The sequence below is a fragment of the Hydrogenophaga sp. GW823-FHT04C09 genome (genome assembly GCF_058796355.1).
The window spans coordinates 58,400-72,500 of sequence record NZ_JBXAIO010000012.1 but is presented as its reverse complement, the minus strand read 5'-3'; the positions used below and the strand labels follow the sequence as shown (position 1 = coordinate 72,500).

Genomic DNA, 14,101 nt, shown 5'->3' with positions numbered 1-14,101 from the left:
GAGCTCGACCGCCTGCGCAGCACCGCGCACCGCGAATCCAACAGCCGCCTGCTGGCCGAGGAGGCGCTGGACGAAGCGCGCGACCGCCTGCAACTCGCGGTAGATGCCGCCGGCCTGGCACTGTGGGACTGGCAACTGCCCGCCACCCAGGTGTTCCTGACGGCGCGCTGGGGCGAACTGCTCGGCGACATCGCCGCCGACGGCTACTGGGAGGCGATCGACCTGCGCGCGCGCCTGCACCCCGACGACATCGAGCCGCTGCGCGTGCAGGTGATGGCCTTGCTCGAAGGCCGCAGCCAGCGCGCCGTGGTGCAGCACCGGGTGCGCGCCTCCGAAGGCTGGCGCTGGGTCGAAACGCACGCCATGGTCGCCGAGCACGACAGCAAGGGCCAGCCCCTGCGGCTCATGGGCACCCTGGCCGACATCGGCGAGCGCAAGCGCATCGAGCAGGATGGCGAGCGCGCCCGCGAATTGACCGAACAGGCCAGCCGGGCCAAGAGCGAATTCCTGGCCAACATCAGCCACGAGGTGCGCACGCCCCTCAACGCGTTCATGGGCCTCACGCGCATGCTGATGGATTCGCCGCTCAATGGGGACCAGTCCAGCTGGCTGGCGCTGATGGACAACTCGGCGCACGAGTTGCTGGACCTGCTCAACAACCTGCTGGATCTCTCCCGCATCGAAGCCGGCCAGTTCGACATCGAGAACGTGCGCTTCGACCTGCACCAGGCCCTGGAACAGGCCATCGTGCCGTACGCCGAGCAGGCGGGCGAACAGGCTTTGGACTTCCGCTTCGAACTGCCACCGACCCTGCCCCAATGGGTGATGGGCGATGCGGTGCGCCTGCGCCAGGTGCTGAACCACCTGCTCTCCAACGCGCTCAAGTTCACGCCCCGCGGCGGCCGGATCGAGGTGCGCATCCAGCCGATCGAGCCCGCGGGCCAGGCCCCGAAGCGGCTGCAGCTGCAGGTCCGCGACAGCGGCGTGGGCATCGCGCGCGAACACCACGCCACCGTCTTCGACGCCTTCACGCAGGCCGACGCCTCCACCGCGCGCCCCTATGGCGGCAGTGGCCTGGGTCTGGCGATCTGCGCGCAGCTGGCCCGGCTCATGGGCGGCGAGATCGACCTGCAGAGCGACCCCGGCGAAGGCAGCACCTTCACCCTGACCCTGCCCTTGCGCGAGCTGGACCAGAGCCCGCTCAGCGCCTCGGCCGAGCTGCAGGAAGTCGCGCAGGCCGGTGCCCGCTATGTCGGCCTGGTGGTGCTGCTGGCCGAAGATCACCCGGTCAACGAACTGATGATGCGGCAGTTGCTGCTGCGCCTGGGCTGCATCGTGCGCGTGGCGCGCGGTGGCGTGCACGCCATCGCCCAATGGGAACAGGGCGGCATCGACCTGGTGCTGATGGACGTGCAGATGCCTGGCATGAGCGGCCTGCAGGCCACGCACGAGATCCGCGACATCGAGACCCGCCGCAAGCTGCCCCGCACGCCCATCGTGGCCGTGACGGCCAATGCCATGCCGGGCGACCGCGAAGCCTGCCTGGCCGCCGGCATGGATGGCTATACCGCCAAGCCGGTCAGCCCGCAGGCGCTCATCAAGGAAATGGACCGGGTGCTGAAGCTCGACGACGGCCTGGCCGAGCCCGAGCAAGCCCCGGCCACACCCGCACCGGCCCCGGTGACCATCCCCGCCCCCGTCGTCCCCAGCGCCGTGTCGGGCTCGCGCGCCGCCGCCACGCACCTGGAGGCGCTGGACGTCGAGAAACTGCTGCGCCGCCTGGATGGCGACGAAGAGACGCTGGGGCAACTGGCCCAGGCCATGCGCGCCGACCTGGCTTCGCGCCAGAGCGAATTGCAGAAGGCGCTTCAGACACGCGATTCGGCCGCGGCCGTGGCCCACGCGCACGGCCTCAAGGGCTCGCTGGGCAGCATGACCGCCGAGCGTGGCGCGCGCCTGGCCAAGGGCCTGGAGCTGGCCGCCCGGTCGGGCGACTGGCACTTGTTCGCGCGCGCCCTGCCCTTGATGCAGGCCGAAGCGCGCCAGATCGACCGCGCGCTGGCGGACATCCTGCAGGCGCGCGGCCGCGACCTGTTCGACACCAAGCTCTAGCCAGCCCCAGGGCTCAGCCCGAGGCCTTCAGGCGCGAGAACACACGCCAGAACGCCGCGTCCTGCGTGGTCGTGAAGTTGATGCGCATGAGGGTGCTGGGCGCCCGCGCGGCATGGAACAGCGCACCGGGCGCGATCAGGTAGCCCTCGTCCAGCATGCGCTGCGCCAGCGCGTCGGTGTCCACCCCGGTGTCGACCCAGCCGAACAGCCCCACCGGCTCGGCCGCGAAGCTGCAGCCCGCGCCCAGCGCCAGCTTCACGCTGCGCGCCCGCGCGGCATCGAGCCGGGTGCGGATGCGCTCGGCGTGGCGGCGCAACTGGCCTTGCTCGATGCACAGCGCCAGCGCCCTTTCCAGCAAGGAGGGTGTGGTCAGCGTGGACAGCAGCTTGGTGTCGAGCAGCGGCTCCACCAGCGCCGGCGGCGCGGCCAGGTAACCGATGCGCCAGTTGGGCGCGAGGATCTTGGCGAAGCCGCTCACGTAGATGGTGCGCTGCAGGCCGTCGAGCGCGGTCAGGCGCGTGGCGTGTTCGGGCGCGATGTGGCTGTAGGTGTCGTCCTCGACGATGTGGAAGTTGTGCCGGTTGGCCAGCTGCAGCAGGCGGTGCGCGCTGCCGGGCGACAGGCAGTAACCGGTCGGGTTGTGGAACACGCTCACGCTCACGTACAGCTTGGGCTGGTGCACCTCGCAGTACTTCGCCATCACCTCCAGGTCGGGCCCGTCGGCGCGGCGCGGCACCGGCAGGATGCGCATGCCCAGCGCGGCCAGCCGCGCGAACTCCACCGCCCAGCCGGGCTCCTCCACCATCACCGGATCGCCCGCGCGCAGCAGCGTGCGGCTCACGATGTCCAGCGCGTGTGTGGCGCCCACGGTGGTGATGATGTGCTCGGCATCGGCGTGCACGTTGAGCGAGGCCAGCTTCTGCGACAACACCCGGCGCAGGCTGCTGTCGCCCATCGGCTCGCCGTATTGAAGCGAGAAGTCCTGCAAGGCGCGCGTGCCGGTGACCTTGCGCACGGCGGCCGGCATGAAGGTCGACTCCAGCCAGTCGGGCGGGAACACGCCCATGCCCGGGTGCGGCTTGTTGCTGACCTTGTGGAACATGCCGCGGATCAGCGCCGTCGCGTTGATGGGCGACGCTCCGCCGCCGGCCCTCGCGGCAGCGGCCTTGGTTTCGCTCGACTGACCGTCGGCGCGCGGCGTGGGCATTTCGCGCACGAAGAAGCCCCGGTTCTTGCGCGCCTGCACCAGGCCTTGCGCGAGCAGCTGGTCGTAGGCGGCCACCACGGTGGAGGGGCTCACGCCGTGCTGCAGCGCGCACTGGCGCACCGAGGGCAGGCGCGCACCGGGCGCCAGCAGGCGGCTGCGGATGCGGTCGGCGAAGCGCACGGCGAGCTGCTCGGTCAGGGATTGTGCGGGGGTCTTCATCAGCATGTCGGGGGCATCCTTCCAGCGCCTGTACTGTCGCATCGACCAATACAGACTCGCAACTGCGCCGGTCAACTGTATTGGTTGTGTACTGGCGCAAAAGCGTACATTGAACCTCCCGTGTTGACAAGCCCATCCCTCCGATCTTCATGAGCGCCACCGAGCTGACCGCCCTGCTGCTGTTCTGCACCGCGATGAGTTTTTCGCCGGGGCCAAACACCACGCTGTCCACCGCCCTCGCGGCCAACCTGGGCCTGCGGCGCGCCCTGCGCTTCTGCTTCGCGGTGCCCACCGGCTGGACGCTGCTCATGCTGGCCTGCGGCCTCGGCCTGGGCGCGCTGGTGCTGGGTGTGCCGGCGCTGCGCTGGGGCGTGAAGCTGCTGGGCGTGGCCTACATGCTGTGGCTGGCCTGGAAACTGGCGGGCGCCTCCAAGCTCTCCGAGGTCGACGCCTCGCGCCTGAACGTCAGCTTCCTGCAGGGCGTGGGCCTGCAGTTCCTCAACATCAAGGCCTGGATGCTGGCGCTCACGCTCACCGCCGGCTGGGTGGTCAACGCCGCCGGGCAGCCCGCGCCCAACCCGGGCCAGCGGCTGGCCATCATCTGCGTGGTGATGGTGTTCTTCGCCTTCACCAGCAACCTCACCTACGCGGTCGCCGGCTCGCTGCTGCGCCAGTGGCTCACGCAGGGCACGCGCCTGGTCTGGTTCAACCGCGTGCTGGCCGCCGTGCTGGTGGCCACCGCCCTCTGGATGCTCACTGTATGACCACCCACAGCCTGCCCGCACCGCGCTGGATCGACCGGCCTGCCAACAAGGGGCTGATGCTCGGCCTGCTGGGCGTGGTGATCTTCGCGCTCACCCTGCCCATGACGCGGCTGGCCGTGGGCTCGGTCGATGCGCCCCAGATGTCCGGCGTGTTCGTCGCGCTGGGCCGCGCCGTGGTGGCGGCCCTGCTGTCGATCGCCTTCCTGGTCGCCACGCGCGCGCCGCTGCCGCACCGCGAAGACCTGCTGCCGCTGGCCATCACCTCGGCCGGGGTGGTGTTCGGTTTTCCGCTGTTCACCTCGGTGGCCATGCGCTATGTGGAAGCGGTGCACGCCAGCGTGATCGTGGGTGTGCTGCCGCTGGCCACGGCGGCGGTGGGCGCGCTGCTGCACCGCCAGCGGCCCTCCGTCGGCTTCTGGGCCTGCGCCGCCCTGGGCAGCGCGCTGGTGGTGGGCTTTGCGGTGCTGCGCTCGGGCAGTGCCGGCCTCACACTGCATCCGGCCGATGCGCTGCTGCTCGCCGCCATGCTGTGCGCCGCCGTGGGATATGCGTACGGCGCGCGCCTGTCGCAGCGCATGCGCGCCGAACACGTCATCTGCTGGGCCCTGGTGATCGCCCTGCCACTCACCCTGCCCCTGGCCACCCTGACCCGGCCGCAGGCGGTGCTGCAGGCCTCGGCCTGGTGGGGCTTCGCCTACACCGCCGTGTTCTCGATGTGGATCGGTTTCTTCGCCTGGTACCGCGGCCTGGCCCTGGGCGGCACGGTGCGCGTGAGCCAGGTGCAGCTGGTGCAGCCTTTTCTCGGCATGCTGTTCGCCGTGCCCTTGCTCGGCGAACGGCTCGACGCCGTCTCGCTGGGTTTTGCGATCGCGGTGATCGCCACCGTCTTCATTGGAAAGAAAATGCCGGTACACGCCAGCGCGCCCACCGAACACGTTTGAACGGAGACCTTCATGAAACCCAACGACCTGCCCACCACGCCCACCACCGCCATGCCCTGGACGCTGGCCCGCCGCGCCGCGCGCATGAACCCCTCGGTGATCCGCGAGATCCTCAAGGTCACGGAGAAGCCCGGCATCATCAGTTTCGCCGGCGGCCTGCCCTCGCCCAAGACCTTCCCGGTGAGCGCGTTCGCCGACGCCTGCGCCAAGGTGCTGCGCGAAGACGGCCTGGCGGCCTTGCAATACTCGGCCAGCGAAGGCTACGGCCCGCTGTGCGAGGCCGTGGCGGCGCAACTGCCCTGGGAAGTGGATCCGGCCCAGGTGCTCATCACCACCGGCAGCCAGCAGGGCCTGGACCTGGTGGCCAAGGTGCTGATCGACACCGACAGCCGCGTGCTGGTGGAAACGCCCACCTACCTTGGCGCGCTGCAGGCCTTCACCCCCATGGAGCCCATCATCGAAGCCGTGGCCAGTGACGCCGAGGGCGTCGACGTGGGTGACCTCGAACGCCGGGTGGGCAGCGGCGCGAACCGCGCGCGTTTCCTCTACGTGCTGCCCAACTTCCAGAACCCCACCGGCCGCAGCATGAGCGAGGCCCGCCGCGCCGCGCTGGTGGCCAGCGCGGCCGCGCACGGCCTGCCGATCGTGGAAGACAACCCGTATGGCGACCTCTGGTTCGACGCGCCGCCGCCGCTGCCGCTGAGCGCGCGCAACCCCGACGGCTGCATCTACCTGGGTTCTTTCTCCAAGGTGCTCGCGCCCGGCCTGCGGCTGGGTTTCATCGTCGCGCCCAAGGCGGTCTTCCCCAAGCTGCTGCAAGCCAAGCAGGCAGCCGACCTGCACAGCCCCGGCTTCAACCAGCGCATGGTGGCCGAGGTGCTCAAGGACGGTTTCCTGGACCGCCATGTGCCCACCATCCGCGCGCTCTACAAGAGCCAGTGCGCGGCCATGCTGGCCAGTCTGGCGCAGGAGATGCAGGGCCTGGACGTGCAGTGGAACTCGCCCGACGGCGGCATGTTCCTCTGGGTGCGCCTGCCCGAAGGCATGAACGCCATCGACCTGCTGCCACGCGCGGTGGACAAGGGCGTGGCCTTCGTGCCCGGCGCCGCGTTCTACGCCGACGAACCCGATCCACGCAGCCTGCGCCTGAGTTTCGTCACCGCCAGCGTGGAGCAGATCCGCATCGGCATCACCGCGCTGGCCCAGGCCATTCGCGAACAACCGAAGGCCTGAGCCCATGCTGCAGCTGTGGGGCCGGCTGAGCTCGATCAACGTGCGCAAGGTCGTGCTGTGCGCGCAGGTGCTCGGCCTCGACCTGCCGCGCACCGACGCCGGCCTGGCCCACGGCGTCGTGGACACGCCCGGCTACCGCGCGCGCAACCCCAACGGCCTGGTGCCGCTGCTGCAGGACGGCGACTTCACGCTCTGGGAATCGAACGCCATCGTGCGTTACCTGTGCGCGCGCGAGAACCGGCTCTACCCGAGCGATCTGCGACAACGCTTCGATGCCGAGCGCTGGATGGACTGGCAGCAGACCACGCTCAACCCCGCGGGCAGCCCGGGCTTCAAGCAGTGGATCCGCACACCGGCCGCGCAGCGCAACGCCCAGGTGATCGCGCAATCGGTCGCCGCCACCGAGCCGCTGTTCGCCCTGCTCGACGAGCACCTGTCGCGCCAGGCCTTCATGGCCGGCGATGCGCTCACCATGGCCGACATCCCCATCGCCTGCGAAGTGCACCGCTGGTGGGGCCTGCCGCAGCCGCGCCCCGCGTGGCCGCACCTCGAACGCTGGTACGCCGGCTGGCTGGCCCGGCCCGCGAGCCGCGGCGTGCTCGACCTGCCCCTGTCCTGACGAACCCGGAGAACCTTCCCATGGCCCAACGCCCCTTCAAGCAAGTCGACGTGTTCACCGAAACACCCTACCGCGGCAACCCGCTGGCCGTGGTGCTCGACGGCACCGGCCTGAGCACCGAGGCCATGCAGCAGTTCACCGACTGGACCAACCTCTCGGAGTGCACCTTCGTGCTGCCGCCCACCGACGAAGGCCACGCGGCCGGTGCCGACTACCGCGTGCGCATCTTCTGCCCCGGCCGGGAACTGCCTTTCGCGGGCCACCCCACGCTGGGCACCTGCCACGCCTGGCTGCAGGCCGGCGGCCAGCCCCGGGCCCAAGCCCACGTGGTGCAGGAATGCGGCGTGGGCCTGGTGCGCATCCGGCGCGATGGCGAGCGCCTCGCGTTTGCCGCGCCGCCGCTGCGGCGCAGCGGCCCGCTCGACGAGGCCGACGTGGCCCTGATCGCGCGCGGCCTGGGCCTGGCGCGCGATGAGATCGTGGCGCACGCCTGGTGCGAGAACGGCCCACCCTGGCGCGGCGTGATGCTGCGCTCGGCCGAGCAGGTGCTCGCGGTGCGGCCCGATGCGCAGGTGCTCGCCGGGCTGGAGATCGGCCTCGTCGGCCCGCAACCCGCCGGCTCGGACACCGCCTTCGAGGTGCGCGCTTTCTTCCACGGCCACCAGACGCTGAGCGAAGACCCGGTGACCGGCAGCCTCAACGCCGCCGTGGCGCAATGGCTGATCGGCGCGGGCATGGCGCCACCGGACTACGTCGCCGCGCAAGGCACGGCCATGGCGCGCGCCGGGCGCGTGCACATCCACCGCGACGCCGAAGGCACCATCTGGGTCGGCGGCGCCTCCGTCACCTGCATCGACGGCGAGGTGACGCTGTGACCTCCGGGAGAGGCCATGGCTGAGCCCCGGGCGCAGATCGACCACCTGGTGGTGGCCGCGCGCACGCTCGACGAGGGCGTGGCCTGGTGCGAAGCCACGCTGGGCATCACGCCCGGCCCGGGCGGGGAACACCCGCTGTTCGGCACCCACAACCGCCTGCTTCGGCTCGACGGGGATGAGGCACCCGAGGCCTACCTGGAGGTCATCGCCATCGACCCGCGCGCCACGCCCGGCCGCGCACCGGGCCAGCGCCGCTGGTTCGACCTCGACGACCCCGCGCTCCAACAGCGCCTGCAGCGCCAGGGGCCGCAACTGGTGCACTGGGTGGCGCGCGTCGCCGACATCGATGCCGCCCTCGCGGCGCTGCGCGCCATCGGCATCCAGCGCGGCCCGGTCGTCAGCGCCTCGCGCCAGACACCGCAGGGCCTGCTGCAATGGCGCATCAGCGTGCGCGACGACGGCCAACGCCTCTTCAACGGCGCGCTGCCCACGCTGATCCAGTGGAGCGGCACCCACCCCACACGGCACATGCCGGCCAGCGGCGTGGCGCTGCGCCGCCTGCACCTGCGCCACGCGGGCGCCGCCGGGCTGCGCGCGGCCTTGCAGGCCGTGGGCCTGCCGGGCATCACCGTGAGCGACGGACCGGCCGGCCTCGCGGCCGAGCTCGACACCCCGGCCCACGGCCGGCTCAGCCTGCTGTCCCCGCCATGAACCACCTGCTGCCCACCCTGCACGACATCGAGGCCGCCGCGCAGGTGGTCTACCGCGAGTTCGGCCCCACACCACAGTACCGCTGGGCCACGCTCAGCGCGCGCCTGGGCACCCACTGCTGGGTCAAGCACGAGAACCACACACCGGCGGGCGCGTTCAAGATCCGCGGCGGGCTGACCTACTTCGACCAGCTCAAGGCGCGCGGCGAGCTGCCGCGCGAGGTCATCAGCGCCACGCGCGGCAACCACGGCCAGAGCATCGGCTGGGCCGCGCGCGCGCATGGCGTGGCCTGCACCATCGTCGTGCCGCGCGGCAACTCGGTGGAGAAAAACGCCGCCATGCGCGCGCTCGGCGTCACGCTGATCGAACACGGCGACGACTTCCAGGCCAGCCGCGAGCACGCCATCGAGCTCGCCGCCGCACGCGGCGCGCACATGGTGCCAAGCTTCCACCCCGATCTGCTGCGGGGCGTGAGCACCTATTGGTGGGAATTCTTTCGCGCCGTGCCGGCGCTCGACATCGTCTACGTACCGATCGGCCAGGGATCGGGCGCGTGCTCGGCGATCGCCGCCAAGCTGGCGCTGCGGCACCCCGTGCGCATCGTCGGCGTGGTCAGCGCCCACGCCACCACCTACGCGGTTTCACTGGCCGAAGGCCGGGTGGTCGAAGCGCCCGTGACCACCACACTGGCCGATGGCATGGCCTGCCGCGTGGCCGACGCCGCCGCGCTCGAGGTGCTGCGGCCGCACCTGGAGCGAATCGTGCAGGTCAGCGACGCGGAAGTCGCGCAGGCCATGCGCATGCTGTTCGCCGACACCCACAACGTGGCCGAAGGCGCGGGCGCCGCCAGCTTCGCCGCCGCCTGGCAGGAGCGCGCCGCGCTCCCGGGCCAGGTGGTGGGCACCACCCTGAGCGGTGGCAACGTGGACAGCGCGGTGCTGGCCGGCGTCCTGGCCGAGGGCTGAATCTCGCGCGGCGGCGGATCAAGCAGAATGGGCACCCGGCAAAAAACGCGGAGTGCAACGCATGTTCGATCTGAGTGAAAGGGCGCAGGCCTGATGGAAGCCACCGTGATGTGGCGCTGCCTGGTGGTGGAAGACGACGCGGACAACGCGCGCTACATCGCCAATGGTTTCCGCGCGCTCGGCCACGTGGTCGTGATCTGCCGCGACGGCATGGAAGCGCTCGGCCGGGCCACCAGCGAGCAGTGGGACCTGATCATCCTGGACCGCATGCTGCCCAACGAGGTGGACGGCCTCTCGATCCTCGCGACCCTGCGCGGCCTGGGCAAGAAGACACCCGTGCTGGTGCTCAGCGCGCTCAGCGCCCTGGACGAACGCGTGCGCGGGCTCAAGGCGGGGGGCGACGACTATCTGACCAAACCCTTCGCCTTCTCCGAACTCGCCGCGCGGGCCGAGGCCCTGGTGCGGCGCTCGCGGCCGGGCCCGGCGATCCGCACGCTGCAGGTGGCCGATCTCAAGCTCGATCTCGCGAGCCGCCATGTCGAGCGCGGCGGCCGGCCGGTGGCGCTGCAGCCGCGCGAGTTCCGCCTGCTCGCCTACCTGATGAGCCATCCCGGCCAAGTGCTGACCCGCACCATGCTGCTCGAAGCCGTGTGGGACTACCAGTTCGATCCGCAGACCAACGTGATCGATGTGCAGGTCAGCCGGCTGCGCGGCAAGCTCGATGCGGGCGGTGCGCCGCCGCTGATCCACACCGTGCGCGGCATCGGCTACCGCATCGCCGCCGCCGACGACCCAGACCGCGCCGGATGATCGCCAAGCTGGGTGGGCTCTGGCGCTCGGTCGGTTTTCGCCTGGCGTTCTCCTACGGTTTCCTGGTCGCCGTCACCATGCTGGCCGCCCTGGCCATCGTCTACCTGCAGACCGTCGGCGTGCTGCACCAGCGCATGGCGCGGCAGGTCGGCCTGTCGGCGCAGCAGCTGATGGCGGACATGAACGAGGGCGGCACCGCGGCCGCGGCCGCGGCCATCACCCGGGCGCTGACCGACGGCCGCGACTCCGACAGCGAGATCTACCTGCTGACCGACCGCGAGGGCCACCGGCTCGCGGGCAACCTCGACCGCGCGCCCGACGCCGCCGCGAACACCGGGCCGACCCAGCGGCGCGTGGAGCGCGACGGGCGCAGCGTGAACGCCTACCTGGTCACGCGCACCCTGCCCGACGGCGGCGTGCTGGTGGTCGGGCAGGACCTGCGGGACCAGGAGCTGATCGAGTCCCTGGTGGCGAGCGCGAGCGCGGCCGCCGGCATCGTGGCCGTGCTGCTGCTGATCGGCGGCACCTTCGTGTTCCGCCAGGAACTCGAGCGCAGCGTGAGCGCGGTGCGTCTCACCGCGAAGCGCATCGCCACGGCCGGCGAGTTGCGCGAGCGCGTCGCGGAGTCGGGCGCGGACGATGAGTTCGCGCTGCTCAACCGCGAGATCAACACCATGCTCGACCGCATCGAGTCGCTGATGGACGGCGTGCGCCACGTCTCCAACACCATCGCGCACAACCTGCGCACGCCGCTCACGCGCATCCTGGTGCGCCTGCGCCACGCGGAGCAGGCCGACACCGATCCGGCGCAACGCCGCGAGGCCATCGGCGCGGCCATCCGCGAGATCGAAGAGCTGACGCTGGTGTTCGAGAAACTGCTGCAGATCGCCGAGGCCGAGGCCGGCGCGCGGCGCCGCAGCTTCACGCCGGTGGCGCTCGACGTGGTCGCCGCCGACGTGGTGGAACTCTACGAGGCCGTTGCCGACGCCCAGGACGCCGTGCTGCGGCACGAACCGGCCGACGAGGTGCAACTGCCCGGCGACCGCGACCTGCTGGCCGGCGCGCTGGCCAACCTGCTCGACAACGCGCTCAAGTACGCCGGCCCGGGTGCGGTGATCCAGGTGGGCACGCAGGAGCTGCCCGATGGCGTGCGGCTCAGCGTGCAGGACAACGGCCCCGGTGTGCCCGATGCCGAACTCGCGCGCCTGGGCACGCGCTTTCACCGCCTGCACCCGGACGACGCGCCGGGGCATGGCCTGGGCCTGGCCAGCGTGCAGGCGGTGGTGGCCCTGCACGGCGGGCGCCTGCATTTCGAGAACGCGGCACCGGGCCTGCGCGCCGTCATCGAACTGCCGCGACCCAACCGCTGACGCGGCACCGCGACGGCAGCGGCCCACATTGCCAAATGGCAATGTTTTGGTCACCCACACACCCCCACGGTCTTCTTACCATCGCGCGGCGCACGTCTTGTGCCCTCGCCGAGCCCTGTGCAGGAGCCGGCGATCAACGCCATTTCAGGAGACATCGTGAGAATCAAGAGTCAGAGAGACTTTGCCTCGGGCGTGCTGTTCAGCGCGTTCGGTGTGGCCTTCGCCTGGGGTGCCACCACCTACAACGTGGGCACCGGTGCCCGCATGGGCCCAGGCTATTTCCCGCTGGTGGTGGGCGTGCTCATCGCCATCATGGGCGTGCTGATCACGCTCAAGGCCCTGACGGTGAAGACCGAGGATGGCGAGCCGATCGGCCGCATCGCCTGGCGCCCCCTGATCTTCATCATCGGCGCCAACCTGATCTTCGGCGTGCTGCTGGTGGGTGTGCACAGCTGGGGCCTGCCGGCCATGGGCCTGATCGTCGCGATCTACGCCCTCACTTTCGTCGCCAGCCTGGCGGGCGACCAGTTCAAGGCCAAGGAGGTGTTCGTGCTCGCCACCGTCCTGGCGATCGGCAGCTACATCGCCTTCGAGCTCGCGCTCAAGCTGAACTTCCCGATCTGGCCGGCCTTCATCGGCTGATGCGCGTGACCACGACCCCCACCAGACAAGAACCATGGATCTGATCACCAACCTCTCGATCGGTTTCGGCGTCGCCTTCACGGCGCAGAACCTCATCTACGCCTTCGTCGGCTGCCTGCTGGGCACGCTGATCGGTGTGCTGCCCGGCATCGGCCCGGTCGCCACCATCGCCATGCTGCTGCCCGCCACCTACGGCCTGCCACCGGAAGCGGCGCTGATCATGCTGGCCGGCATCTACTACGGCGCGCAGTACGGCGGCTCCACCACGGCCATTCTGGTCAACCTGCCCGGCGAAGCGTCCTCGGTGGTGACCGTGATCGACGGCTACCAGATGGCGCGTAAGGGACGGGCCGGGCCCGCGCTGGCGGCTGCCGGTCTGGGTTCGTTCTTCGCGGGCTGCGCCGGCACCCTGATCCTCGCGGCCTTCGCGCCGCCGCTGACCGAAGTGGCGCTGAAGTTCGGCCCGGCCGAGTACTTCTCGCTGATGGTGCTGGGCCTGATCGGTGCCGTGGTGCTGGCCTCGGGCTCGCTGCTCAAGGCGGTGGCCATGATCCTGCTCGGCCTGGCCTTCGGCCTGGTGGGCACCGACGTGAACTCCGGCGTGGCGCGCTACAGCTTCGACATCCCCGAACTCACCGACGGCATCAGCTTCATCGCCATCGCGATGGGCGTGTTCGGCTACGGCGAGATCATCGCCAACCTGGCCACGCCGTCGGACCAGCGCGAGGTCTTCACGGCCAAGGTCAAGGGCCTGATGCCGACCAAGGAAGACTTCCAGCGCATGACGCCCGCGGTGCTGCGCGGCACGGCCCTGGGCTCGGTGCTGGGCATCCTGCCCGGCGGCGGCGCGCTGATGTCGGCCTTCGCCTCGTACACGATCGAGAAGAAGATCAAACTCAAGAAGGGCGAAGTGCCGTTCGGCCAGGGCAACATCCGCGGCGTGGCCGGTCCCGAGTCGGCCAACAACGCCGGCGCGCAGACCTCCTTCATCCCGCTGCTCACGCTGGGCATTCCGCCCAACGCCGTGATGGCGCTGATGGTGGGTGCGATGACCATCCACAACATCCAGCCGGGCCCGCAGGTCATGACCAGCAACCCGGAACTGTTCTGGGGCCTGATCGCCTCGATGTGGATCGGCAACCTGATGCTGATCGTGCTCAACCTGCCCCTGATCGGCATGTGGATCAAGCTGCTGACCATCCCCTACAAGTGGCTGTTCCCGGCGATCGTGCTGTTCTGTGCCGTGGGTGTGTACTCGGAGAACAACAACACCTTCGAGATCTGGATGGTCGCCATCTTCGGCGTGATCGGCTACCTGTTCCACAAGCTCAAGTGCGAGCCGGCGCCGCTGCTGCTGGGCCTGATCCTGGGGCCGATGATGGAAGAGTACCTGCGGCGCGCGCTGCTGATCTCGCGCGGCGACTGGAGCGTGCTGGTCACGCGCCCGATGTCGGCCAGCCTGCTGGCCATCGCCGTGGTGCTGCTGGTGGTGGTGTTGCTGCCCTCGGTCAAGGCCAAGCGCGAGGAAGCGTTCGTGGAAGATTGAGGGGCTCCCCCTGCGCCGCCCTTGGCGGCTTCCCCCTCTCTGGCGCGCCTTCGGCGCTGGGAGGGGGACGGCATTTCGGGCCGGCGA

General features: G+C 70.4%; 13 protein-coding genes (1 of these 13 only partly in view). 12 read left to right on the top strand and 1 reads right to left on the bottom strand.

Annotation, left to right across the window (positions count from 1 at the left end):
- Positions 1 to 2,112: the 3' portion of an ATP-binding protein gene (locus AC1Q9M_RS24410; protein ID WP_382322987.1), read on the top strand. It extends 108 nt beyond the left edge of the window; only the last 2,112 of its 2,220 coding nucleotides appear in the window; the start codon falls outside the window, past its left edge; it ends in the stop codon at positions 2,110 to 2,112.
- A 13-nt stretch (positions 2,113 to 2,125) separates the two neighbouring features.
- On the opposite strand, the gene AC1Q9M_RS24405 is transcribed toward AC1Q9M_RS24410, so the two are convergent.
- Positions 2,126 to 3,544: an aminotransferase-like domain-containing protein gene (locus tag AC1Q9M_RS24405; protein WP_492436209.1), complete on the bottom strand. Its 1,419-nt coding sequence runs from the start codon at positions 3,542 to 3,544 to the stop codon at positions 2,126 to 2,128.
- Between the two features lie 143 nt (positions 3,545 to 3,687).
- On the opposite strand from AC1Q9M_RS24405, the gene AC1Q9M_RS24400 reads away from it, so the two are divergent.
- From AC1Q9M_RS24400 to AC1Q9M_RS24350, 11 genes are all read left to right on the top strand, one after another.
- A complete protein-coding gene (locus AC1Q9M_RS24400; RefSeq protein WP_291119826.1) occupies positions 3,688 to 4,302 on the top strand; it encodes a LysE family translocator in 615 nt (204 codons plus the stop codon).
- Positions 4,299 to 5,243 (top strand): DMT family transporter, encoded by a 945-nt coding sequence (locus tag AC1Q9M_RS24395; RefSeq protein WP_492436207.1) that lies wholly within the window; start codon positions 4,299 to 4,301, stop codon positions 5,241 to 5,243. Before AC1Q9M_RS24400 ends, AC1Q9M_RS24395 begins: the two co-directional genes overlap by 4 nt.
- Before the next feature lie 12 nt (positions 5,244 to 5,255).
- Entirely contained in the window at positions 5,256 to 6,476 is a 1,221-nt protein-coding gene (locus AC1Q9M_RS24390; protein ID WP_444688114.1) for an aminotransferase-like domain-containing protein, read from the top strand.
- 4 nt (positions 6,477 to 6,480) lie between these two features.
- A complete protein-coding gene (locus tag AC1Q9M_RS24385) occupies positions 6,481 to 7,095 on the top strand; it encodes a glutathione S-transferase family protein (RefSeq protein WP_382322984.1) in 615 nt (204 codons plus the stop codon).
- Between the two features lie 20 nt (positions 7,096 to 7,115).
- Positions 7,116 to 7,970 (top strand): PhzF family phenazine biosynthesis protein, encoded by an 855-nt coding sequence (locus AC1Q9M_RS24380; protein WP_492436204.1) that lies wholly within the window; start codon positions 7,116 to 7,118, stop codon positions 7,968 to 7,970.
- Positions 7,971 to 7,985: 15 nt separating this feature from the next.
- Entirely contained in the window at positions 7,986 to 8,681 is a 696-nt protein-coding gene (locus tag AC1Q9M_RS24375; protein WP_492436202.1) for a VOC family protein, read from the top strand.
- Positions 8,678 to 9,646, top strand: a complete 969-nt coding sequence (locus AC1Q9M_RS24370) for a threonine dehydratase (protein ID WP_492436199.1) — start codon at positions 8,678 to 8,680, stop codon at positions 9,644 to 9,646. Before AC1Q9M_RS24375 ends, AC1Q9M_RS24370 begins: the two co-directional genes overlap by 4 nt.
- Positions 9,647 to 9,754: 108 nt before the next feature.
- Entirely contained in the window at positions 9,755 to 10,456 is a 702-nt protein-coding gene (locus AC1Q9M_RS24365; RefSeq protein WP_382163768.1) for a response regulator transcription factor, read from the top strand.
- Positions 10,453 to 11,826 carry a HAMP domain-containing sensor histidine kinase gene (locus tag AC1Q9M_RS24360; protein WP_382322980.1) on the top strand — a complete coding sequence of 458 codons (1,374 nt, stop codon included), beginning with the start codon at positions 10,453 to 10,455 and terminating at the stop codon, positions 11,824 to 11,826. The genes AC1Q9M_RS24365 and AC1Q9M_RS24360 overlap by 4 nt, the downstream gene beginning before the upstream one ends.
- A gap of 156 nt (positions 11,827 to 11,982) precedes the next feature.
- Positions 11,983 to 12,468 (top strand): tripartite tricarboxylate transporter TctB family protein, encoded by a 486-nt coding sequence (locus AC1Q9M_RS24355; protein ID WP_382322979.1) that lies wholly within the window; start codon positions 11,983 to 11,985, stop codon positions 12,466 to 12,468.
- A gap of 34 nt (positions 12,469 to 12,502) precedes the next feature.
- Positions 12,503 to 14,014 (top strand): tripartite tricarboxylate transporter permease, encoded by a 1,512-nt coding sequence (locus AC1Q9M_RS24350; protein ID WP_291119850.1) that lies wholly within the window; start codon positions 12,503 to 12,505, stop codon positions 14,012 to 14,014.
- Positions 14,015 to 14,101: the final 87 nt, after the last annotated feature.